At 34.4% G+C, this 23,014-nt stretch carries 20 protein-coding genes; 16 read left to right on the top strand and 4 right to left on the bottom strand.

Going from position 1 to position 23,014, the window contains the following annotated elements; genetic code table 11:
* Positions 1-56 precede the first annotated feature (56 nt).
* The gene (locus BM183_RS09145) at positions 57-989 is read right to left on the bottom strand and encodes a LysR family transcriptional regulator (RefSeq protein WP_091686309.1); all 933 of its coding nucleotides are present in this window, start codon (positions 987-989) and stop codon (positions 57-59) included.
* A 151-nt stretch (positions 990-1,140) separates the two neighbouring features.
* Here BM183_RS09145 and BM183_RS09140 point away from each other — a divergent pair, with 151 nt between their 5' ends.
* The 3 genes from BM183_RS09140 to BM183_RS09130 all read left to right on the top strand — a co-directional run bounded on the left by BM183_RS09140 (position 1,141) and on the right by BM183_RS09130 (position 6,589).
* A complete protein-coding gene (locus tag BM183_RS09140; protein WP_091686308.1) occupies positions 1,141-2,583 on the top strand; it encodes an aspartate ammonia-lyase in 1,443 nt (480 codons plus the stop codon).
* Positions 2,584-3,310: 727 nt separating this feature from the next.
* On the top strand, positions 3,311-4,636 hold the full coding sequence (gene aspS / locus BM183_RS09135) for an aspartate--tRNA(Asn) ligase (RefSeq protein ID WP_091686307.1): 1,326 nt from the start codon (positions 3,311-3,313) through the stop codon (positions 4,634-4,636).
* A 441-nt stretch (positions 4,637-5,077) separates the two neighbouring features.
* A complete protein-coding gene (locus BM183_RS09130; protein WP_170847943.1) occupies positions 5,078-6,589 on the top strand; it encodes a sensor domain-containing diguanylate cyclase in 1,512 nt (503 codons plus the stop codon).
* A 170-nt stretch (positions 6,590-6,759) separates the two neighbouring features.
* Here BM183_RS09130 and BM183_RS09125 read toward each other — a convergent pair whose 3' ends face one another.
* The gene (locus BM183_RS09125; RefSeq protein ID WP_170847942.1) at positions 6,760-8,286 is read right to left on the bottom strand and encodes a putative polysaccharide biosynthesis protein; all 1,527 of its coding nucleotides are present in this window, start codon (positions 8,284-8,286) and stop codon (positions 6,760-6,762) included.
* Between the two features lie 245 nt (positions 8,287-8,531).
* Here BM183_RS09125 and BM183_RS09120 point away from each other — a divergent pair, with 245 nt between their 5' ends.
* Together BM183_RS09120 and bcp are read left to right on the top strand one after the other, a co-directional pair.
* Positions 8,532-9,533: an asparaginase gene (locus BM183_RS09120; RefSeq protein ID WP_091686301.1), complete on the top strand. Its 1,002-nt coding sequence runs from the start codon at positions 8,532-8,534 to the stop codon at positions 9,531-9,533.
* Positions 9,534-9,572: 39 nt separating this feature from the next.
* Positions 9,573-10,031 (top strand): thioredoxin-dependent thiol peroxidase, encoded by a 459-nt coding sequence (gene bcp / locus BM183_RS09115; protein ID WP_091686299.1) that lies wholly within the window; start codon positions 9,573-9,575, stop codon positions 10,029-10,031.
* Positions 10,032-10,182: 151 nt separating this feature from the next.
* Here the strand turns inward: bcp and BM183_RS09110 are convergent, their stop codons facing one another.
* On the bottom strand, positions 10,183-10,653 hold the full coding sequence (locus BM183_RS09110) for an acyl-CoA thioesterase (RefSeq protein ID WP_308742330.1): 471 nt from the start codon (positions 10,651-10,653) through the stop codon (positions 10,183-10,185).
* A gap of 217 nt (positions 10,654-10,870) precedes the next feature.
* On the opposite strand from BM183_RS09110, the gene BM183_RS09105 reads away from it, so the two are divergent.
* The 5 genes from BM183_RS09105 (at position 10,871) to BM183_RS09085 (ending at position 15,630) form a co-directional block, all read left to right on the top strand.
* Entirely contained in the window at positions 10,871-11,353 is a 483-nt protein-coding gene (locus tag BM183_RS09105) for an RrF2 family transcriptional regulator (protein ID WP_091686298.1), read from the top strand.
* Positions 11,354-11,383: 30 nt separating this feature from the next.
* Positions 11,384-12,568: a cysteine desulfurase NifS gene (gene nifS, locus BM183_RS09100; protein WP_091686296.1), complete on the top strand. Its 1,185-nt coding sequence runs from the start codon at positions 11,384-11,386 to the stop codon at positions 12,566-12,568.
* A 74-nt stretch (positions 12,569-12,642) separates the two neighbouring features.
* Positions 12,643-13,080, top strand: coding sequence for a Fe-S cluster assembly scaffold protein NifU (gene nifU, locus BM183_RS09095; protein WP_091686295.1), 438 nt, complete (start codon positions 12,643-12,645; stop codon positions 13,078-13,080).
* Between the two features lie 11 nt (positions 13,081-13,091).
* Positions 13,092-14,177, top strand: a complete 1,086-nt coding sequence (gene mnmA, locus BM183_RS09090; RefSeq protein ID WP_091686293.1) for a tRNA 2-thiouridine(34) synthase MnmA — start codon at positions 13,092-13,094, stop codon at positions 14,175-14,177.
* A 427-nt stretch (positions 14,178-14,604) separates the two neighbouring features.
* Entirely contained in the window at positions 14,605-15,630 is a 1,026-nt protein-coding gene (locus BM183_RS09085; RefSeq protein WP_091686291.1) for a pre-peptidase C-terminal domain-containing protein, read from the top strand.
* A 382-nt stretch (positions 15,631-16,012) separates the two neighbouring features.
* Here the strand turns inward: BM183_RS09085 and BM183_RS09080 are convergent, their stop codons facing one another.
* Positions 16,013-17,776, bottom strand: a complete 1,764-nt coding sequence (locus BM183_RS09080) for an Rqc2 family fibronectin-binding protein (RefSeq protein ID WP_091686289.1) — start codon at positions 17,774-17,776, stop codon at positions 16,013-16,015.
* A gap of 526 nt (positions 17,777-18,302) precedes the next feature.
* On the opposite strand from BM183_RS09080, the gene BM183_RS09075 reads away from it, so the two are divergent.
* The 6 genes from BM183_RS09075 to BM183_RS09050 all read left to right on the top strand — a co-directional run bounded on the left by BM183_RS09075 (position 18,303) and on the right by BM183_RS09050 (position 23,009).
* Positions 18,303-19,181, top strand: coding sequence for a YicC/YloC family endoribonuclease (locus BM183_RS09075; protein WP_091686287.1), 879 nt, complete (start codon positions 18,303-18,305; stop codon positions 19,179-19,181).
* Positions 19,182-19,242: 61 nt separating this feature from the next.
* Positions 19,243-19,515: a DUF370 domain-containing protein gene (locus BM183_RS09070; RefSeq protein WP_091686285.1), complete on the top strand. Its 273-nt coding sequence runs from the start codon at positions 19,243-19,245 to the stop codon at positions 19,513-19,515.
* An 83-nt stretch (positions 19,516-19,598) separates the two neighbouring features.
* Entirely contained in the window at positions 19,599-19,847 is a 249-nt protein-coding gene (gene rpoZ / locus BM183_RS09065; protein ID WP_091686283.1) for a DNA-directed RNA polymerase subunit omega, read from the top strand.
* Positions 19,848-20,051: 204 nt separating this feature from the next.
* Positions 20,052-20,756 carry a signal peptidase I gene (gene lepB, locus BM183_RS09060; protein ID WP_308742331.1) on the top strand — a complete coding sequence of 235 codons (705 nt, stop codon included), beginning with the start codon at positions 20,052-20,054 and terminating at the stop codon, positions 20,754-20,756.
* A gap of 19 nt (positions 20,757-20,775) precedes the next feature.
* Positions 20,776-21,357: a signal peptidase I gene (gene lepB / locus BM183_RS09055; RefSeq protein ID WP_091686282.1), complete on the top strand. Its 582-nt coding sequence runs from the start codon at positions 20,776-20,778 to the stop codon at positions 21,355-21,357.
* A 155-nt stretch (positions 21,358-21,512) separates the two neighbouring features.
* Positions 21,513-23,009 (top strand): UDP-N-acetylmuramoyl-L-alanyl-D-glutamate--2,6-diaminopimelate ligase, encoded by a 1,497-nt coding sequence (locus BM183_RS09050; protein ID WP_091686280.1) that lies wholly within the window; start codon positions 21,513-21,515, stop codon positions 23,007-23,009.
* Positions 23,010-23,014 lie beyond the last annotated feature (5 nt).

The raw sequence follows: 23,014 nt of genomic DNA, 5'->3' as shown, positions 1-23,014 counted from the left end.
TATTAAATTAAGAGATAAATAAAACGAAGCTGTGAGAATTAAAAGTAACACCATATTTAAGATATTATTTTCAGAAATTCCCCCATAGCATAAGTAATATATTTATTCCTTTTACTGTAAAAACTGATATTACGTTTACTTACATCCACATTAAGCTTGTAATAAACAACATTATGGCTATAGGAAGATTTGGATACCAAAGTATCGCTTACAAAACATATTCCCATACCGGAACAGGCAATATTATAAGCAGTGGACTGCTGATCCAGTTCAAATAATACTCTAGGTGTGAAACCATGTAATTTACATAGTTTTACACCTCTTTTCATTGTATCGTTGTTAGGCTTTAGAAAGATAAACGGATAATCTTTAAAATTCTTCAAAGGAATAATAGGAACAGACTCTGCAAGATAATCTTTTGAAAGAATTTGTTCCAAAGATAATTGATAATCAAGGAGTTTTTCATTTATTGGATATTCTTTTGGAACCGCTATTAAGAGATGCTCTTCCTGATAAACATACTGCTGGAAAAGAGTTTCGTCTAAAGCAATGTTATCTACAATAAAATCTAAATTACCGGATAGAAGATGGGATTCTAAATTAGAGGTATTATCCTCCACGATATTTATCTGAATCAAAGGGTATTTTTTTGTAAACTCAGAAAGAAGGGGAGGCAGGACATAGGAAGTAAATAAATTACTTCCGCCAATGGATAGTGTACCGATTTTTAATTCTTTCAGCTCTGAAATATATCTTTCAAAATCATGCTCTGTAGACATGATGGATTCTATTGCATGAATATATCTTTGTCCGTATTCTGTTAAGCCGATGGGAGAAATACTTCTATCAAATATGGGAAAGCCGATTTTCTTTTCAATTCGTTTGATTGTAGCACTTAAGGAAGGCTGTGATATATATAGATTTTTCGCTGCTTTTGAAAAACTCTTTTCTTTATACACTTCATAAACATATTCTTTACCTTCAAACATGATTCTCCTCCTATAACTTTGAAATTATAATGAATATAAAAGTATTTGTATTTGATTATAATATATTCTATTCATATAATAATTACAAGAGATAGTTTTTTATATTCATATAATTATAAATTATGCATTTTATAAAAAGGAGTATAGGATTATGGAGATTAAAACAAAGATCACTCTTAGTAATTATCGCAGTGAATCAGATTCAATCGGTTCAAAGAATATTCCCCAAAGTGCTTATTATGGAGTGCAGTCCCAAAGAGCAGCCGAGAACTTTCATATTACCGGATTATCCCTGCATCCTGAGATAATTAATAGTTTAGCATATATAAAAAAGGCCTGTGCCTTCACCAATTGTGAAGCAGGCTTATTAGGCAAGAAGAAAACGGTGGCAATCATACAGGCTTGTGATGAAATACTCAATGGCAAACTTCATGAATACTTTATTGTTGATCCCATTCAAGGGGGTGCCGGTACTTCAATTAATATGAATGCCAATGAAGTAATAGCTAATAGAGCAATTGAAATCCTGGGAGGAAATAAAGGAGATTATACCTTGGTAAATCCTAACGATGATGTAAATTGCGGACAATCAACCAATGATGTAATTCCTACAGCCGGAAAAATAACAACATTACGTTTGTTAGAGAAAGTACATAAGCAATTACTCCGATTATATCAGGCATTTCTTATAAAAGGAGAAGAGTTTAATGAGGTAATTAAGATGGGCAGAACGCAGTTACAGGATGCCGTTCCTATTCGTCTGGGACAGGAGTTTAATGCTTATGCAGTAGTTGTAAAACGGGATTTAGAACGAATATATAAAGTTATGGATGAAATGAGAAGTGTGAATCTGGGAGGAACTGCTATTGGTACTGGCCTTAATGCAGACACCCAGTATTTACAAAGGATAGTACCGAATTTGGCCAAAATCTCCGGCGTAAAACTTACACAAGGAGAGGATTTAATTGATGCTACTCAGAATCTGGATTCTTTTGCAGTGGTTTCAGGAGTAATTAAAACTTGTGCAGTGTCTCTTTCAAAAATATCCAATGACCTGCGTTTAATGTCATCGGGACCAAGAACCGGTTTTGGAGAGATTAACCTTCCAGCAAAGCAAAATGGTTCTTCTATTATGCCAGGTAAAGTAAACCCGGTAATTCCGGAAGTAATGAACCAGGTGGCCTTTAATATTATTGGAAATGATGTTACCATTACTATGGCAGTAGAAGCAGGACAGCTTGAGCTAAATGCATTTGAACCCGTTATATTCTATAATCTATTCCAATCCATTGATACTTTATCTTATGCTGTAAAAACCTTTGTAGACAACTGTGTAATAGGCATTACAGCTAATGAAGAACATTGCAGGCATCTAGTGAATAACAGTGTAGGTATCATAACAGCAATATGCCCTCATGTAGGCTATAAAAAGGCCTCTGAGTTAGCCAAAGAAGCAATCACTACGGGGCAGTCTGTAAGGGAATTGGTATTAAACGAAGGTTTACTGGGTGAAGAGGATCTTGATAAGATATTGGATCCGATACACATGACTGTGCCGGGAATCTCAGAGAAAAAGCTACTTCATATTTCATAACCATAAAAATAAACAAGGTAAATTTATTTAATATTACATGCAACAATTTGGGTACCACTCATTGAGTGGTACCTTCTTCATAATATGTAAAGTATAAAGATATTCTCTGTACAATAATCATGACTGCTATGTATATTGGACATATCGGAATTACTTAGTTGATATTTTAATAAGTATATGTTAATATTATAAAAAATTAAGGGTAGGTAGCTGTTATGTCTGATTTAAAAATATTCCTAATGAATAGGGACGACGATAGGCAGCGCTTGTAACTGTGTGAAACCATAGGTACAAGCGCTTAAAGTGTTGTGCCTATGTGGAGATATTAGATATTAGTTAAGGGCCACATTGGTAAAGTATTTTTACTGGTGTGGCCCTTTTTCTATATAAAAAATTCCATATAACTTATATGAATGAAAATTTTCATATATTATTTTTAAGGAGGTGGTGCTATGAGGCATAAAGACGATGCCTGTATGGATGTGGCATACTGTTTTATAGGAGAAATTATAAGATAAAAATTATTAAGATGAAAAAAATAATAGAAAGGCTGCCACAAGGCAATTTCTTTCAAAGTTTGAGAGAAGAACAATAAAGGGATTCAAATTAAAGGAATTCAAATAAAAGAATTCCATGATATAAATCTTTTAAGGATGAAAGAACTTAACCTGACTTATGTGGCGGTATCACATGTGTAAAGCGGATGTGATATGTAAAGGGTGTAAATATGAAGATGTTACAAGGAAATATAGTAAATAAAACCATCGAAGCGGAAGAAATAGAGAATTATATCGGGCAGAAGATTAAAATACATGGGAGTATTTATAAAATAAGAAAAATGAGTGGTTTTGCCTTTGTTTTACTGCGTACAAAACGTAAAATTGTACAGTGTGTTTATAATGAGGAATTCTCCCAGTTTGACTTGAATTTGTTAAAGGAAGAAAGCAGTGTATATGTTACAGCTAATGTAGTAAAAGAGGAAAGATCAAAAACAGGCTGGGAACTAAGAATACTTGAAGCCAAAGTGTTATCAATGCCACAAGAGGAACTGCCCATTGTTATAAATAATAAAATAGTGGATACCTCAATGGAAAACTTATTGGATTTCCGTCCCATCACATTAAGAAATGAAAAAGAGAGAGCAATTTTTAAGCTGCAAGAAGGAATATGTAATGGCTTTCGTACATTTTTGCTAGGTCAGAAGTTTACTGAAATCCATACACCTAAAATTGTATATGCAGGAGCAGAAGGGGGCGCTAATATTTTCAAATTAGATTACTTTGGCAAAGAAGCTTATCTTGCCCAAAGCCCACAGTTTTATAAGCAAATGATGGTTGGAGTATTTGAAAGGGTTTTTGAGATTGCACCGGTTTTCAGGGCAGAAAAACATGATACTTCCAGACACTTAAATGAATATACCAGCGTGGATTTTGAGATGGGGTATATTGAAAGTTTTGAAGATATCATGGAAATGGAGACAAAGATGCTCCAATTTATAATGGACTATTTACAGGAGACCTACTCTTATGAATTGGAATTGTTAAAGGTAGCCCTTCCGGATGTTGCTGAAATACCTTCTATAAAATTTAAGGAAGCAAAAGAATTAATTTCTAAGGAATATAAGAGAGAGATAAAAGACTTTGATGATTTTGAGCCGGAAGAAGAAAAACTCCTTAGTAAGATAATTGAGAAAAATACTGGTTCACATTTTGTTTTTGTCACCCATTATCCAAGTAAAAAGAGACCTTTTTATGCTAAGGAGGATAGGAATAATCAGGAGGAAACACTTAGTTTTGACCTGTTATTCAGAGGACTTGAAATAACCACGGGAGGACAAAGAATTCATGATTACAATGAACAGGTAGAGAAAATGAAAAAACGCCAAATGACAGTAGAGCTCTTTGAAAGTTACCTAATGATGCATAAGTATGGAATGCCGCCACATGGAGGTTTGGGCTTAGGTTTAGAAAGGTTTACAATCAAATTGTTGAATCAGGATAATGTTAGACTGGCAACCTTGTTTCCCAGAGATATTCATAGAGTTACACCATAAGGGATAGAATATGTAATTAATGAATTTTTAAGTTAATTATTGGTAGAAATTTATATGAGTATATAGTATAATAGTATAATGTAATTTATGTATAGAATGATAGGGATTAGAAAAGTGTCAAAACAAGATTCTTTTTAATAATATCTTCACTTTACAAAGTTTAGATTTTTTTAGAAATAATGTTGCCATATGCTTGCTAATATAGTACAATAGCCCTATATGAGGGTAGCGAAGGATTTATAACTAAATATATTAATTTACTAAACATAAACTAAACTTATATAGGTAAATGCTGCAATTTAAGCCGTATCCATTTTGAGGCTATTGCAAAATAAAAATTAGTGTTTTTAGAGGCTAGATGCTTACAAAAGACAGACTGTTTATTTTGCGATGGTCTTTTTTATTATAGAAAGATTTATAAAATTCAATGAGGGTACAGTTATGGTAAAGGGAAATCAAGATATGCAAAATCGATTCAATCCAAAAATGATTTTAGTTGTAATTTTATTAAGTTCTATTCCGATTTTAACATTTTCTATTTTAGAAGTTTCAATGGGAGTGATTTCAGAAAATGAAGACTATGTAAAAACAGCTCATTTTCTCGGGTTTGCTGTGGCTTTTATTATAATATTTATTATTTCTATGATTATTGGTCAGTACATAAGAGCTGTGAACGATAAAAAAGTACTGGTAGCCACATTAGAACTAAAACACATAACCAACAGCATTCATGCCGGAGTGGTTAACTTTTTGCTGGAAAAGAATTACGGAATCACTTATGCCAGTGACGGATTTTACGATATTATTGGTTACAGCAAAGAAGAAGTAGAAAAAAACAATAACAGTATTTTAAAATTTATTTATGAGGAAGATATAGAAAAGTTTCAATTCCCTATACACGGGTTTCGGATCGGTGATTATATTCAAAAGGAATTCAGAATTCGGACGAAAAGTCAGGAGATAAGGTGGATATTATTTAACGGTAATTACTCAGAAGGAAAAGACGGGCATACTATTTCCGCAGTTCTAGTTGATGTTACGGAATCAAGGCAAATGCATGAGCGGTTATTAGTGGAAGAACAGCGCTATCGTGTGGCTACCGAAATCTCCAACGATATTCTATTTGAATATGATATCAAAAAGGATTACATGAAATATGCAGAGCGTTATAGAGATTTATATAATATGGATCCAAGTATTCCTGACTTTACGGGTCAATATGAATTTTTCGAGAAGATTATCCATCCGGAGGATATTGGCTTATTTATAGAATACTGTAAGTCTCTGGGCAGTGGAAAAGCGCTGATTGAAGCTGAATTTCGATTGCTTGATAAAAATAATAACTATGTTTGGTGTCATCTTTGCGGGAAAACTATTTATGATGAAAAAATGCAGCCAATTAAAGTAATCGGTAAATTAGTTAACATTGATTTGTATAAAAAAGATTTTGAAGTTCTTGAATATAAAGCTAAAAGAGATCCACTTACAGGTGTATACAACAGAAATGTGGTGGAGGACTTAATTAATGAATATATTGAGAAGAATAAAGAGCAGCAGCATACCTTTATGGTTGTTGATATTGACGACTTTAAGAATATTAATGACCAATATGGGCATCAAAGAGGTGATAAAGTATTATCCTTTGCAATTAATCAAGTAAAATTAATTTTTTCATCCGATGAAATTATAGGCCGAATTGGCGGTGATGAATTTGTTGTTTTTATTGGAGATACCACCGACGAGGAAATGATTTTTTCAAAAGCAGATATTTTACATAAAGCGTTACAAACAGTTTATCATGATAATGGATTTGATATTTCACTTTCTGGAAGTATCGGAATATCAACGTATCCAAAGGACGGACAAAATTATGAGGAATTATTTGAGCGGGCAGATCATGCCCTATATGATGTAAAAGAGGGTGGCAAGGATGGGTATAAGTTATTTGCTTAATGAATGATAAAATGCATTGGATTGTTAAAAAACTGTCATTCAGGATGTATATTCAGATAGCCGGATTATAGGGGAAGAGTCTAAAAAATAGATGTTTCCCTTAAAATCCGGCTTTTCTGAATCTGAATTTATACTATTGAATGATATTTTATTATTTTAACCAGGCCATATTATTTAAAATCCTTTATGGAAATTGCTTTGGTAATACCCAGGAGTATGACATATAACATACAGAGCAATGCGCAAAAGGCCAGCAGCATTAAGATACCGGTGGGAGCTATATATTCATAGATCCGATATATGAGATAACTGCTTCCGGCAATAATAATACCAGGTTTTAGAATCAAGTTGACGGAATGAAAAGAAGGTTTTATATTCTTTATAACGATAAAGCCGTCAAAAGAGGTTATAACCAACTGGCTTATTAAAAGGCTTATCAGGTAGCCTCTTATACCATCCCGGGGAACCAGCCATAATATAAGGAGAATTCCGGTTGCATGACCAACGATGGAGTTGGCAAAGGTTAAGTGAGCCTTTCCCAAACCGTTTATAATACTGCTTAAGGTAGTAGTGATATACAAAAAAGGACACATCCAGGCCAAAGTCATCAGCAGATCTCCGGCAAGTTCATTATTAAAAATTACATTTCCTAATTCCTTACCAAAGGTTAAAAATACTCCCATACTTAATATACCGATTAGTATACTGTACTTTATAGACAGAGCAGAGGTTTTTCGAATGGTGTCATAGTTTCTGGAAGCCTGTGCTTCTGATATAGTTGGTAATAACAGAACGGATAAGGAATTGGTTATGGCAGAGGGAAACATAATAAAAGGTATGGACATGCCGGTCAATGTACCATATACGCTAAGAGCTTCGGAATTACTTAAGCCATGTTTTTTTAGCATACTTGGGATAATTATTGCTTCTACACTATGTAAAATACTGATCAGTAAACGGTTGCCGGTCAGGGGGAGGGCTAATTTAACCAAAACATTTGCCAAACTTCTATTTCGAATTTCTACAAAACCACTTATTTTTGAAAGCTTATTTACTTCTCTGGAAGCAGAAGTACAAAATAGAGAGATAATATTATATAAATCAGAGAAAATTTCGCCTATTACAATACCAAGGACAGCCAATTCACAGGTTACCTTTGGATTTCCGCCACCTAGAGCTCCTGCAAGTACATAGACTGTTATAACACGTACTGTCTGTTCCAATAGCTGTGTTGTGGCAGGCACACCTGCTTTCTTTAAACCATAATAATAACCATTAATACAAGCAGTCATTCCGCAGAAAGGGAACACATATGCCAATATTTTTAAGGAAGAAGCACTGCTGGGTTCCATCAGTATATTGGAAGCTATAGTTTCTGAATTAAAATAAATCAGGACAGATAATAGAAGGGCAATCCCAACAGATAAAACCATGCCTATTTTAAGAATCTTAGGTATATTCTTGTAGTGTTTCTTGCCAAGTTCTGTAGCAACCATAGTGGATATGGCAGTTTGGATACCGGAAGCATATATTGTAAAACAAATACCATACACAGGAAATACCAATTGATAAACACCAATTAATTCAGCACCCATTGCATTGGACAGATAGATGCGATAAAAGAACCCGATTAATCGGGTCAGTAAACCGGCTATGGTCAAAATGGCAGTACCTTTTATTAAGTTACTTTTGCTCATATATATAACCATGCTCCTTTCAAAATCTTTGAAAGAATAAAATTCTTTCAACCTTCACCATAAATCTAATAAGAACTTATTTAAATATATTCGAAGAATAGGAAACAATTACAGAAGAATGAAACTAATTGATTTTGTATACACTATAATTTTATAAAAATCTTGAGGCTGTCGGTAAACTTTGATATACTAATAAAACAATATATCCTTTGTTTTTACAAAATAACGGAATGAGGGTAAAGATTATGAAGAAAATTCTTATGATTGGTACAGGAGGAACTATTGCATCAGGACCTTCCTCCCATGGATTAGTACCTCAATTAAATTCTGATGAAATTATTAAGTACATTCCAGATATTTCTTCTATTTGTCAGGTGGAGACTATTCAAATATGTAATATTGACAGTACTAATATTTCTCCTGAAATATGGATTAAATTAGTTAAGACCATTGAAGAAAATTATGAAAAATATGATGGATTTGTTATTTGTCATGGTACCGACACCATGGCATATACTGCGGCAGCTGTTTCCTATATGGTACAGAACTCACCAAAACCTATTGTTTTAACTGGTGCTCAAAAACCTATAACCATGGAAATAACGGATTCCAAGACCAATCTATACGATAGTTTTTTATATGCTGCTTCGGATGATGCCTCTGGAGTTCAGATTGTATTTAATGGTAAAGTAATACTGGGAACCAGAGCAAGAAAGACCCACTCTAAAAGTCTGCAATCCTTTTCCAGCATTAATTATCCATACCTTGCTTTGATACAGGACGGACGTATTATTCCATATATAAAGCAGGAAAAATATAAAAAACCGGTATTCTACCATGAATTAAATTCAAAGGTAGGACTTTTTAAACTAACACCCGGTGCCAGTGAAGATGTTCTTGGTTTTATGTTTGAAAAGTATGATGCTATTATCATTGAAAGCTATGGAGTAGGTGGTATACCCAATCTTCCGGAACATCATTTCTTAGACTTGATACATGAGTGGATTGTAAAAGGAAAAACCGTTGTTATGACTACTCAGGTACCAAACGAGGGCAGTGATATGACAATCTATAAAGTGGGAAAGGAATTAAAAAATAGGGTAAGTTTATTAGAGTCCTATGATATGATTATAGAAGCTGTGGTTTGTAAATTAATGTGGATATTAGGTCAAACTAATGAACAGGAAGAAATAAAGAAATTATTTTATAAAACCGTAAGCAATGATATTCTGTACAATTATTATTGAGAGTACCTAAAACAATCAGGTCTAAAAAGGAGAGTAGAGATGTTAGAAGTAAATACAAAAGCACCGGATTTTAGCTTAAAAGATAAAGATGGGAATACTGTTCGTTTGTCAGATTTTCTAGGAAAGAAAGTGGTAGTTTATTTTTATCCTAAGGACAATACTCCTGGATGTACCAGACAGGCATGTGCATTTCGGGATACCTTTCAGGGATTTCAGGAAAAAGATGTTGTAGTAATTGGAATCAGTAAAGACGGTGAAAAGTCTCATCAAAACTTTGCAGCTAAACATGAATTGCCTTTTATCTTATTATCTGATCCGGATTTGGAAGCTATTCAAGCATATGATGTATGGAAGGAAAAGAAGTTATATGGTAAAGTATCCATGGGAGTAGTTCGTTCTTCTTATGTTATTGACGAAAAGGGAGTAATAGAGAAAGTATATGAAAAGGCAAAACCGGATACCAACGCAAGTGAGATATTAGAATTCTTAAATCAATAATATAAAATAATTAAAGACTGTCATTCTGAGCAGAAATTCAGCAAAGCTGAATCGGAGCGGATGTTCTCAATAAGAGAGCGTTTGTCTAAAGGACTCAGAATGGCAGTTTTATTAAATTAAAAGGAACCTATTGTTTTAGAACAGGCCTAGTTCAACTTTCCAATGCCTGTTCAACTATATAATTTGATAATATAGTATAAACCTCATTAAAATCCCTTTTCATTCGAATAGGCTTAAAATTATCATCAACAAAACAATGCTTGGATTCCCCGGTGGCACGTATTTTGCCGGTCTTAGCATCTTTTACCATATAACGGATGGTCATTCTTAATCCATTAAAAAATTCTATTCTGGGATAGATTAAAACTTCTTCGTGAAATCTAACGGAACTTTTATATTGGCAAGTGACCTCCAAGACAGGAGATAAAATACCAAGGGACTCCATCTTATCATAGCCAAACCCAATTTGCTCCAGAAAGTGAACCCTTGCTTCTTCAAACCATCGTATATAATTCGAATGGTGAATCACACCCATTCGGTCTGTTTCATAATAATGAGCTTGTCTTTTATAACATAACTCCATCTTTTTTGATTCTTGTTTTTCAGTTAAAAAATTCTTCATACTCCACCTGCCTTCTATATTCATCATTAAATATTATAAGACAATACAAAATAAAGTACAACCGGTTAATTATTTTAGAAATACGGTATTATTTTCACATTCTTTATTGACAAAGGCGCAAGGAGGTGCTATCATTTCTAAAGAAACTGCACTAATTTAGTCGGAAATGAATTAGTAGGATTTTAAACGCTAAGAATATAAGAGAGAGGTGATTGGATTGAAGCTATCTACGAAAGGCAGATATGGTTTACGTGCTGTACTGGATTTGGCTATCAATGGCGAGAAAGAGGCAGTGGCGCTTAGTGGAATAGCAGAGAGACAGGAAATATCTATTAGCTACTTAGAACAATTAATTGCTAAATTAAGAAAGGCAGGAATTGTAACTAGTTTTCGTGGCGCTCAAGGGGGATATCTCTTAGCAAAAAAACCGGAAGAAATATCAGTTGGAGAAATATTACGGGCACTGGAAGGGGATTTAAATCCCGTTAATTGTTCTGAAGTAATAGGCAGCGGAGAGCCTTGTTCTGGTGCAGATTTATGTGTAACAAAATATGTTTGGATGCGTATTAGTGATAGTATAAATAATGCAGTCGATACAATTATGCTATCCGAATTAATAGAGGAAAGCTGGAAGATACGTTCTGAGCACGGAATTATGGAAGAAGATACTAGCCGGACAAAACCATCATGTGGGCAGTAAGGCTATTAAATATAATAGGAGATGACAACAATGGATAAGAAAATATATTTAGACAATGCAGCTACTACAGCTACAAGACCTGAAGTTGTGGAGGCAATGCTTCCCTATTTTACGGAGATGTTTGGAAATCCTTCCAGTATTTATGAATTTGCTTCACAAAATAAAAAGGCAGTGGATGAAGCAAGAACGACCATCGCAAATTCTTTAAATGCAGAAATTTCGGACATTTATTTTACAGCCGGTGGATCTGAATCCGATAACTGGGCTTTAATAGCAACTGCAGAAGCTTATGCTTCAAAAGGAAAACACATTATTACTTCTAAAATAGAACATCATGCAATACTTCATACCTGTGAATACCTTGAAAAAAATGGATTTGAAGTAACTTATATTGATGTAGATGAAGATGGTATTCTTAAGTTAGATGAACTTAAGAAAGCAATTCGTCCCACAACAATATTGATTTCTATTATGTTTGCTAATAATGAAATTGGAACTATACAGCCGATTAAAGAAATTGGTGAAATTGCAAGAGAAAATAATATATTATTCCATACGGATGCTGTGCAGGCTTATGGCCAATTAAATATTGATGTGAATGCGTTGAACATTGATATGCTAAGTGCCAGCGGTCATAAGTTTAACGGACCGAAAGGAATTGGATTCTTATATATCCGTAAAGGACTTAAATTAAAATCATTTATTCATGGCGGCGGACAGGAAAGACACAGAAGAGCAGGTACGGAAAATGTTCCTGGTATTGTGGGACTTGGCAAAGCAGCAGAAATAGCAATGGCTACTTTGGAAGAAAGAGGACAAAAAGAAGCTGCTTTAAGAGATATGTTAATTCAAAGAGTACTAACTGAAATTCCATATGCAAGATTAAATGGACACAGAGCAAAAAGATTACCAAACAATGCGAATTTTAGTTTCCAATTTATTGAGGGCGAATCTTTACTGATTATGCTAGACATGCAAAATATTTGTGCCTCCAGTGGTTCTGCCTGTACTTCCGGTTCCTTGGATCCATCCCATGTACTGCTTGCTATTGGATTACCTCACGAAATCGCACATGGTTCTTTGCGTTTAACATTAAGCCATAATACAACAGAAGAAGAAATCAATTATACTGTAGATAAAATTAAAGAAATTGTTGCAAAATTACGTTCTATGTCTCCTTTATATGAAGATTATGTAAAGAATAATCTAAGATAATTGTTGATTTAGAGTTTAGAGAATAATGATATCAAAAAGAATAATAGGATTATTTCCAAATGGAGGAATTATAAATGTACAGCGAGAAAGTAATGGATCATTTTACAAACCCAAGAAATGTTGGGGAAATAGAGAACCCAAGCGGGGTAGGAACTGTTGGTAATGCAAAATGCGGCGATATTATGAGAATATATTTAGATATTGATGATAAAGGCATTATCAATGACTGCAAATTTAAAACTTTTGGATGTGGTGCAGCTGTTGCTACCAGCAGTATGGCTACCGAATTGGTAAAAGGTAAAAATATAGAAGAAGCTTTAAAGGTTACAAATAAAGCAGTTATGGATGCTTTAGATGGTCTTCCTCCGGTAAAAGTTCATTGTTCTCTCCTTGCAGAGGAAGCTATTCATGCTGCTTTATGGGACTATGCAACGAAGAATAACATTAAAATTGAAGGTTTGGAAAAACCAAAGGACGATATCAGCGAAGAGGAAGTTACAGAAACCTACTAGGAGGCATTTATTTGGAAAAGAAAAAAGTAGTTGTAGGTATGTCCGGTGGAGTTGATTCTTCTGTTGCAGCGTATTTACTGAAAAAAGCAGGGTACGATGTAATTGGTGTAACCATGCAGATATGGCAGGATGAAGATGCTGCAGCCCAGGAAGAAAGCGGAGGATGCTGCGGTTTAAGTGCTGTGGATGATGCAAGAAGAGTTGCTAATGCATTAGAAATTCCTTACTATGTAATGAATTTTAAAAGAGAATTCAAAGGATCTGTAATGGATTATTTTGCAGAGGAATACTTAAAAGGAAACACACCAAATCCTTGTATTGCTTGCAACCGCTATGTGAAGTGGGAATCTTTGCTGAAACGTTCTCTTGACATTGGAGCGGAATACATTGCTACCGGGCATTATGCCAGAGTGGTTCGGCTGGAGAATGGAAGATACACTCTTATGAAATCTGCAACTGCAGCCAAGGATCAAACCTACGCATTATATAATTTAACACAGTATCAATTGGCGCATACTTTAATGCCGGTTGGTGAATATACAAAAGATGAAATCAGAGAAATTGCAAAAGACATTAATCTAAGAATTGCTAATAAGCCGGATAGTCAGGAAATCTGTTTTATACCGGATAAGGATTATGCAAAGTTTATTACTGAGTATACAGGTGAAGAAGTGAAAGAAGGTAATTTTGTAACTCCTGAAGGAAAGGTAATTGGAAAACATAAAGGTATTATTCATTATACAGTAGGTCAGAGAAAAGGACTGAACCTTGCAATGGGACATCCTGTGTTCGTACTGGCTATCAGACCGGATACCAATGAAGTTGTTATTGGTAATGCCGATGAAGTGTACAGTAACAAACTGTATGCAGGAAATTTGAATTTTATGTCCATTGAAGACTTAGAAGGTGAAATGGTAGTGGATGCTAAAATCCGCTACAGTCATAAGGGTTCTAAATGTACCATTCGAAAAGTCGGTGAAGATAAAGTAGAATGTGTATTTGAGGAACCTCAAAGAGCCATAACACCCGGACAGGCAGTAGTATTCTATGATGGAGACTATGTAGTAGGCGGGGGAACGATTCTTAGAGATGAATAATAAGTGACTGCTGTCATTCTGAGCCTACGAGGCTCGAATGACAGTTTTTTTGATTATTTGGAAATTCATTTTATTTAGAGGCGGCAGTACCACATCTTTGTTGAGCGGTACTTGCCGTCTTCTGATTTATAGTATTCTTTATTGAGTTTGTTAGAACGTTCTGCAGTTGTTCTTCTGGCATATTCTTATTTCCATTCTTCACAGCCCTTTGTCGTATGTTAAAAAGTCTAGGATTGTCTTTAAACTGCTTATGTAGTAATATTTCGAAAAAATTTGTAATTATATAGTCTTTTCTGCCTAATATGGTATATTTTGTATTGACAATTATTAGTAAACCATAGTATATTTATATTGTAAGTGAATAAGTAAGCTTACAAAAAGTTATTTTCATAACAAAACAAATATAAATTGAAAGTGGGGATGTATTATGCAAAAAGTCATTAAAGGTTTCTATTCAATGGTACTGGTTTTTTTCTTAATCATTGCAACAGCTAAAGGAATTACGGTTAATGCGTCACAATCGGATGGTAATCCATTAGTAATTAGTGAATACAATTTTTGCAGTTATTCGGATGGTGATATCACAGTTTCTGATACAGAAGCGGTGTTAGAGCTTATTGATTCATCTAGCATAATCGATTCACAGAGGGACAATATGTCACATGTAACAAGCCCTGCAAGCGTTATAAGCATGGAAAGTGCAACAACGATAACTCCAGACGCATATGAACCCAATGATACTATTGCTCAAGCATATCCATATGCAAGAACAACTGTTTTAAGTGGGAATCCATTTATTGAAGGTTATAGAAATTCTAATTGTCATGTGGAGGGAGACCGGGATTTTTTTAGTATTTCATTAAATGCTGGAACAACATATGATGTTGTCTTGAAAAATTTGTATAACGAGGATAGACATATTTATGTGTGGCAAGATAATGGGGATGGAACATGGTCTAGATGGAAAAAATCAAATGCAGTTGCAGGACAGCCGGAATATTATAAAATCAAACCATCAGTAAGTGGAATATATTATATTGAAATTTCGGGTGGAAATCCTGAAGCATTACATTACTTTTTCTCAGTTGCACAAACAGGAACTGTTAATACAGATCTTTGGCCTGGTGGTACAACAACACCACCGTCTGGATTTTTATCTCTTGGAACGTTTACCAGAACACCTGTATCCTATAGTATAGGATCAAAACGTATTTATTCAACTTCAAAACTTGAACTAAAAATTCCTAAAAATGGGAACACAGATAGAGCGCAGGGAACGGTAACTTTTATTGGTACTTCATCATCATATACTTTTGATTTTGCAAATGCAGTTAATGAAATTACGACATTTAACTTATCTTCAATTCCGGAGGGTACATATCGAATAGAAGTATATGGATATGCTTTTGGAACATCAGGGCAAGCAACAGTCCAATATAGGTTTACTTACTAATTAACAGAGGATAACTTCTAAAGTAAATGAACTTCTTTCACAGCATGTATGTTACATTTGCTCTGAGAAGTAGGTTACGTTCAGTTGTATCATAGCCATCTTATCTCTTATCAGCAGTTGGATAGTTTGTCAAGAACAAAGTCGCAGAGCTACTAGAACATTCTTGATAAATTATCTAACTGCTATTATACTTGCTTTGAGAAAGGTGTGTCTACTTGGTATACTTCTTTATACATATGAAATAAGCGAAAACAAGAGTGTACTCAGGTTTTCGCTTACTTCTGAATTTTATAGGTTAAAAATGTTATAAGTATAAGAATGACAGTAACAGTTATTAAATTAAGATTCTTCACCTTATTGCATGAGAATGACAGTTTATTTTCTATGATATTTGTTGAATATCTGATATATCCGGTGATACCATCATAGAATAGTTCGTATAATAAACCACAAATCCCGGTTTTCCACCAGCCGGTTTTTTTACGTTCTTCCTCTCTGTATAATCAATTTCTACTTTGTCACCTTCTCTGCCTTTGGAATAGAAAGCCGCTAAACGTCCGGCTTCTTCAAAGGTTCGATCCGGTATTTCTTTTCCTTCCGTTTGTAAAATTACATGAGAGCCCGGTATGTTTTTGGCATGGAACCACCAGTCACCCCCGGTTGCAAATTTAAAAGTTAATTCATCGTTTTGATAATTGTTTTTTCCTACATAGATGTGAAAACCGTCGGAAGAGAGATAGTGGAAAGGCCTGCTGGTTACCTTTTGTTTTTTATTTCCCTTGTTGCCGGGTTTTCCAGGTGTAAACTTACGTTTCATGTATCCATATTCCATAAGTTCTTCCTTTAGTTCTACCAAATCGTCCTCGGCTAATGCAATATCTAAAGAAGTACGGATGGAATCCAGATGTATTAAGTCTATTTTGGTTTCTTCAATAAGGGAAGACACTGCATCAAAGGTTCTTTTAAGTTTATTATATTTTTCAAAATACTTTAACGAATTTTCTTTTGCAGTTAAGGTTGGGTCAAGCGGAATGGTGATTTCTTCGTTGGTATAATAGTTTAGAGCAGTTAAAGATTTTGCACCCGGTTCTAAGTTATAACCGTAGGTATTGATCAGCTCACCATAAACTTTATATTTATCACGCTTTTCTGTGTCTTTTAACTGCTTTAACTGTAATTCGTATTTTTTTGTATTTCTCTCAATTGCATTAGAAACAATTTTTCTTAAATCCACTGATTTTTGACGAATCCTTGTAATAGCATTTTTGGAAGCATAATAAGTTTCCAGTACCTGAGAAATGGATTCATAATCCAGTTTTGTAAGATTAGAATAACAAGTCAGTGGTATACAGGAGAATTCAACAGGTGAATTGTCTTCATCATATACAATATTAGGTTGAAACTTATATTCTCTTATATCACCAATTAATCGGTCGAAGTTTTTATATAAATGAACACCCTCCAACTCACTTAAAGAACTGGTAGATGCCTCGGAATCTAAAGAAGCACGGTAACAAATTTCATTTGCAATCAAAGGGCTAATACCAGTTAAAGCGGTATAAATAGCTTTCCCTAAGGGAAAAGGTTTCTTTAAAACATGCTCTGTAAAGGCTTCGTAAGTAAGAGTTAAAGGATTTTGTTTATCCCCGGAAACAGGAATGAAATATTCTCTTCCGGGCAATACTTCACGTACGGAACTTACCAAATGAGACACGTGTTTTATACTGTCTATGATATTCATGGTATCATCGCAAAAGATAATGTTGCTGTGTTTACCCATCAATTCTATAATTAAATACTTTACGCAAAGATCTCCTAATTCATTTAGATGTTCAATTTTTATTTGAACAATTCTCTCTAAACCGGGTTGTATAATATCTAAAATTCTTGCACTGTTTAAATGTTTTCGAAGGAGCATGCAAAATCCGGGAGCAGTAAGGGGATTCTGTTTACTTTCTTCTGTCAGATAAATCAGCGGAAGACTGGCTCCTGCTGATAAAAATAATTTATAATTTGCTCTGTTGTTCTTTATGATTAAGACTAATTCATCTTTTTCCGGCTGTGATATTTTGGTGATTCTGCCATCCACCAGTTTTTCTTTTAATTCATAAACTACATTAGAGATAACAAGTCCGTCCAATGCCATAACAATTTCTCCTTTAAGTATATTAACATATCTTAAGTATTACCTTAAGGCTGCTTTGAAAACAAAAATAAAGAGGTTAGTGTAAATTATTGAAATGCATAATTCACAACCCTGATTTGTGGCAGTGCCATATCTGTAAGCAGATGCGGCATGCAATGGGAGCTAGGTTGAAAAACAGGTTTTTCAATGGAATTTGTGCCTGCACACAAAATTATTACCGTTATTAAATGGTGCTAAGGCACCAGAATTAAAGTTAATAGATTTCTTTCACTGCACTATAGTATAACATCAGAGAGCAGCAGGTGCAACCATGCGCCGGGCAAACTTTTTTCATTGTTTTTTTAATTGGTAATCTTGACTTGTGTCACCATTTCAATTATAATGAATTGAAATGCCTATAAATAGAATGTTATATTTTTGAAATAGTCTAACCTGAAAAGGCAGTCCTTCCCTTCCTAAGGAAAGGGATTGCAGATATGAGTTAAAATCTAAAAATAATTATCAAAAATGAAAGAACGTGTGAATTATGTTAAAAAGTATGACTGGCTTTGGAAGGTGTGAAGTATCAACTCCAGAACGTAAGGTAATAGTTGAGATTAAGGCAGTTAATCATCGGTATTGTGATATTTCTATTAAAATGCCCAAAAAGTTAAGTTTTTTTGAGGCGGGTATACGAAATGTATTAAAGGAATATATCGGACGTGGTAAAGTAGATGTATTCATTACTTATGAAGATTACACAGAAGAGAATGTATGTGTAAAGTATAATGAAGATATAGCCAAAGAATATATGCAAAATTTTATCAAAATGAGTGAAACATTTCATATTGATAATGACATCAGAGTCTCTGCTTTGGCAAAATTCCCGGATGTTTTAACATTAGAGGAACAATCCATTGACGAAGCAGAATTGTGGAAAATTATTGAAGGCCCTGTAAGAGCTGCTGCAGAACAATTAGTAAATGCCCGTATTACAGAGGGTGAGAACCTGAAAAAAGATATTATCGGTAAGTTAGATGGCATGCTTACATTTGTAAAATATATAGAAGAAAGATCACCTCAGATTATTGCAGAATACCGTCAAAAGATTACAGCGAAGGTAAATGAACTGTTAGGGGATACAAAGATTGAAGAAAGCGTCTTAGCTACGGAAGTTATTATTTTTGCAGATAAAATCTGTGTGGATGAAGAAACGGTAAGACTGAGAAGTCATATTCAGAATATGAAAGCGACTTTAGATGATGGTGATGGAATTGGCAGAAAGCTGGATTTTATAGCACAGGAAATGAATCGGGAGGCCAATACTATTTTATCAAAAGCCAATGATTTAGAAGTATCCAATACGGCCATCAATCTAAAAACCGAAATTGAAAAGGTCAGGGAGCAAATTCAAAATATTGAATAATTGATATTTTCTATTATTATTTGAATGCAGGTTTCAAATAGGCTAGAAAAGAGGAAGAAAATTGAGCAGGTTAATAAATATTGGATTTGGTAACGTGGTGAATAGCAATAAAATTGTGGGTATCATAAAACCGGAAGCAGCACCTATTAAGCGTATGGTTCAGAATGCAAAGGATGCAGGAACTGCAATTGATGCCACTTGTGGGAGAAAAACCAAAGCTGTTATTGTAACAGACAACGGGCATCTGGTATTATCTGCATTATTACCGGAAACCATAGCAAACAGGGTGAATGCCAAAGAAAGTATGGATACTGCATCTTTACCGGAAGAATGATGGTAAAATAGGGAGGATTCCCTTTGACTTAGATTTAAAATTATTATGGAAAGAAACCGAAGGTTTCAAGAAAGGAGCTTTTTATGTTACATCCATCCTATACTGATTTAATGAAAGTAGTTAACAGCGAGGTAGAACCGGGAGAGCAGCCGGTTGTAAACAGCAGATATTCCATCGTACTGGCAACTGCCAAGAGAGCAAGACAGCTTATTAACGGTTCAGATGCTTATGTAAGTGCAAACTGTAATAAACCCTTATCTGTTGCTGTTGAGGAATTGTATGAAGGAAAAGTTAAGATTCTAAATGAAGAGGAAAAGGATAAAGAAGAGTAATATTCTATTACATTTTAAATAAATATTATTTATTCCGATGAGCACTTTCGTATGATATTTTATATAATTTTCGAGAGAACATAGATCGAAAGAAAAAAGTTCTTCGTATTTTATAAGATACTATGTGAAAGTGCTTTTTTATATCATGAACATACCTGTTCATAAGGAATGGTTGTAAAGGCTTGGTACAGCCGGAGGTAAATTATGGGAGAAAAAGATTTTGAGAATTATAACCAATGGGTTGATGAGGAACAAAATACAATACAATCCAATAATATAAGTCATATGAAAGAAAATCAAAAAAACATGTATAACGATACAAAAGAAGAACTTATCAATAGTACGGATGTTAAAAACTCAGAAGAGAACAATACCAATTATGGGAAAGACATATTGGAAATGATTATTTACTTTGCTATTGTGATATGTTCTGTTTTATTGATTCATCAATTTGTAGGGCAGCAAATTGAAGTCAGTGGAAGTTCTATGGAAGCCACTCTTCATAATGAGGATCATTTGATTCTTGAAAAATTATCCTATCACTTTGGTACTCCCAAAAGATTTGATATTATTGTTTTTCGTCCTTATCCTGGGGATAAAGAAGTATATTACATTAAGAGAATTATCGGACTTCCTGGAGAAAAAGTACAGATTATTGGTAGTGACATTTATATAGACGGTGAATTACTGGAAGAAGATTATGGCTATGAAAAGATTGCAGATGCCGGAATCGCAGGTGACAGTATTGTACTTAAAGAAGACGAATACTTTGTACTTGGTGATAACCGTAATAACAGCAAAGACAGCAGGGATCCAAGTATTGGACCGGTACATAAATCTTCTGTTATGGGCAGAGCATGGGTAAGAATATGGCCGTTGAAAGATATTGGAGTCTTAGAGCATCAATAAATAATTGAGTAAGGAGCTGATGGTTTTGAAGGAAGATCAAACGGATGTTGAACAAACAGATGAGGAAATAAAAAGAAAAAAGATACGTGGAATAGTAATGGAAGCTATTATATATGTAGCTATTTTATTTATATGTATATTTATTGTACCAAAATATGTAATGCAACGAACTATTGTGGACGGACCTTCTATGGAAAACACCCTGCATAACGGTGAAAATGTATTGGTTGGGAAAATCAGTCCAAGAATCGGTAATTTAGACCGATTTGATATTATAGTTTTTTATCCTTATGGAAGAGATATTAACGAATATTATGTAAAACGAATTATTGGTATGCCAGGTGAGACAATTCAGATTGTTGGAAGTGACATTTACATTAATGGTGAAATATTAAAAGAAGATTACGGAAAAGATCCTATAACGAAAGCAGGCATTGCAGCGGAACCTATTATCTTAGCGGAAGATGAGTATTTTGTAATGGGTGATAACCGGGAAATAAGTGAAGATAGCAGAAGTATCGGTCCTGTATTGAAGGAAAATATAAGCGGTAAAGTCATTTTAAGAATATGGCCCCTAAATAAATTTGGCCTGGTGGATTAATTAGCAACTATTATTAAAAGTTTTATGTAGTTTGAAGTTAAATTAACATTATTGACCGGTGGGTCATAATAATTCCCATCCTGGTAATTCGCTGGATGGGAATTATTATATAGGGTAAGCTGAAAAAGCGCTAAAGCGCTAGAATCGAGGTTTATATGAAATTAATAAATTTATTGGAAAAAATAGAATATACCTTATTGCTGGGTAAGGACGATGTTGACGTTACAACTCTTGTTTATGATTCCAGAAAAGTAGAAAAAGATTCTGTCTTTGTATGTATATCCGGCACAGTGAGAGATGCCCATGAGTTCATAGATGAAGTTATTGAAAAGGGAGCAGGGGCGGTTATTGTAGAGAAAGATATGGAAGCGCTTAATATTAAGAATATAAACAATACTACAATAATAAAAGTAACGGATACCAGAGTTGCATTAGCTTATATGTCAGCTGCCTATTTTGGTTATCCGGCGGACAAATTAAAGACAATTGGAATTACCGGAACAAAGGGAAAAACCACCACTGCTTATATGGTACATTCTATTTTAGAAAGTTCAGGTATTAAGACAGGACTAATCGGTACTATAGAAGCAATTGTTGGAGATACTAAAATTCCGGCTAATAATACAACGCCGGAATCTTATGTAATACAGGAATATTTTCATAAGATGGTAGCAGCAGGCTGCCAGTGTGTTGTTATGGAAGTATCCTCCCAGGGCTTAATGATGCACCGGGTAGATGGTTTTACTTTCGATTTTGGTATCTTTACCAATATTGAACCGGATCACATAGGCCCTAATGAACACAAAGACTTTGAAGAATATATGGCATGTAAAGGCTTACTGTTCAAAAAGTGTAAAGTGGGAATTGCCAATGCAGATGATATCCATGTATGGAATGTCGTAGATGGTCATACCTGTAAGCTTGAAACTTATGGAATATCAGAGAAAGCGGATTTAAGAGCTGTTAACGTAGATTTGCATAGTTCTATGGGTATTCTTGGAGTGAAATACAGAGTAGAGGGTCTGATGAACTTTGATGTAGTAATTGATATTCCAGGTAAGTTCAGTGTATATAATTCCTTAACTGCTATTGCAATATGCAGGCATTTTAATATACCAACAGGTATTATACAAAAAGCATTATCAGAGGTGAAGGTAAAGGGAAGAATAGAACTGGTCAACTTGTCAAATAGTTTTACTTTAATGATAGATTATGCCCATAATCCCATGAGTTTGGAAAGTCTGTTGTCTACCCTCAAAGAATATAAACCCAAAAGACTGGTTTGTCTATTTGGCTGCGGTGGAAACAGATCAAAGCTTAGAAGATATGAAATGGGTGAAATATCTTCCAAGTGGGCAGACCTAACAGTTGTAACTTCGGATAATCCAAGATTTGAAGAACCGGAGGAGATAATTAAGGATATTATAGTTGGTGTGAATAAAGCGGATGGAGATTATGTTGAAGTTATAGACAGAAAAGAAGCCATCCGGTATTGTATTGAACATGCAAAGCATGGAGATGTAATTGTACTGGCGGGAAAAGGTCACGAAGACTATCAGGAAATTAAAGGCCAAAAGTACCATATGGATGAAAGAGAGCTCATCAGAGATATTGTAAATGAGATGAAGGAAGAAGGAATTCCTATTATATAATCCTT

Source organism: Anaerocolumna aminovalerica (genome assembly GCF_900115365.1).
GTDB lineage: Bacteria > Bacillota > Clostridia > Lachnospirales > Lachnospiraceae > Anaerocolumna > Anaerocolumna aminovalerica.
The sequence above is the reverse complement of the archived record's forward strand: the minus strand, read 5'-3'. Positions and strand labels throughout refer to the sequence as shown.

Bases quoted from the DNA above. Each gene is read 5' to 3' on its own strand.
- BM183_RS09125 (WP_170847942.1), bottom strand. From the start codon at position 8,286: ATGAGCAAAAGTAACTTAATAAAAGGTACTGCCATTTTGACCATAGCC.
- BM183_RS09145 (WP_091686309.1), bottom strand. From the start codon at position 989: ATGTTTGAAGGTAAAGAATATGTTTATGAAGTGTATAAAGAAAAGAGT.
- BM183_RS09080 (WP_091686289.1), bottom strand. From the start codon at position 17,776: ATGGCATTGGACGGACTTGTTATCTCTAATGTAGTTTATGAATTAAAA.
- BM183_RS09050 (WP_091686280.1), top strand. From the start codon at position 21,513: ATGAAATTAATAAATTTATTGGAAAAAATAGAATATACCTTATTGCTG.
- nifS (WP_091686296.1), top strand. From the start codon at position 11,384: ATGGATAAGAAAATATATTTAGACAATGCAGCTACTACAGCTACAAGA.
- nifU (WP_091686295.1), top strand. From the start codon at position 12,643: ATGTACAGCGAGAAAGTAATGGATCATTTTACAAACCCAAGAAATGTT.
- BM183_RS09110 (WP_308742330.1), bottom strand. From the start codon at position 10,653: ATGAAGAATTTTTTAACTGAAAAACAAGAATCAAAAAAGATGGAGTTA.
- rpoZ (WP_091686283.1), top strand. From the start codon at position 19,599: ATGTTACATCCATCCTATACTGATTTAATGAAAGTAGTTAACAGCGAG.
- bcp (WP_091686299.1), top strand. From the start codon at position 9,573: ATGTTAGAAGTAAATACAAAAGCACCGGATTTTAGCTTAAAAGATAAA.
- BM183_RS09075 (WP_091686287.1), top strand. From the start codon at position 18,303: ATGTTAAAAAGTATGACTGGCTTTGGAAGGTGTGAAGTATCAACTCCA.
- aspS (WP_091686307.1), top strand. From the start codon at position 3,311: ATGAAGATGTTACAAGGAAATATAGTAAATAAAACCATCGAAGCGGAA.
- lepB (WP_308742331.1), top strand. From the start codon at position 20,052: ATGGGAGAAAAAGATTTTGAGAATTATAACCAATGGGTTGATGAGGAA.
- BM183_RS09085 (WP_091686291.1), top strand. From the start codon at position 14,605: ATGCAAAAAGTCATTAAAGGTTTCTATTCAATGGTACTGGTTTTTTTC.
- BM183_RS09120 (WP_091686301.1), top strand. From the start codon at position 8,532: ATGAAGAAAATTCTTATGATTGGTACAGGAGGAACTATTGCATCAGGA.
- BM183_RS09130 (WP_170847943.1), top strand. From the start codon at position 5,078: ATGGTAAAGGGAAATCAAGATATGCAAAATCGATTCAATCCAAAAATG.
- BM183_RS09140 (WP_091686308.1), top strand. From the start codon at position 1,141: ATGGAGATTAAAACAAAGATCACTCTTAGTAATTATCGCAGTGAATCA.
- lepB (WP_091686282.1), top strand. From the start codon at position 20,776: ATGGTTTTGAAGGAAGATCAAACGGATGTTGAACAAACAGATGAGGAA.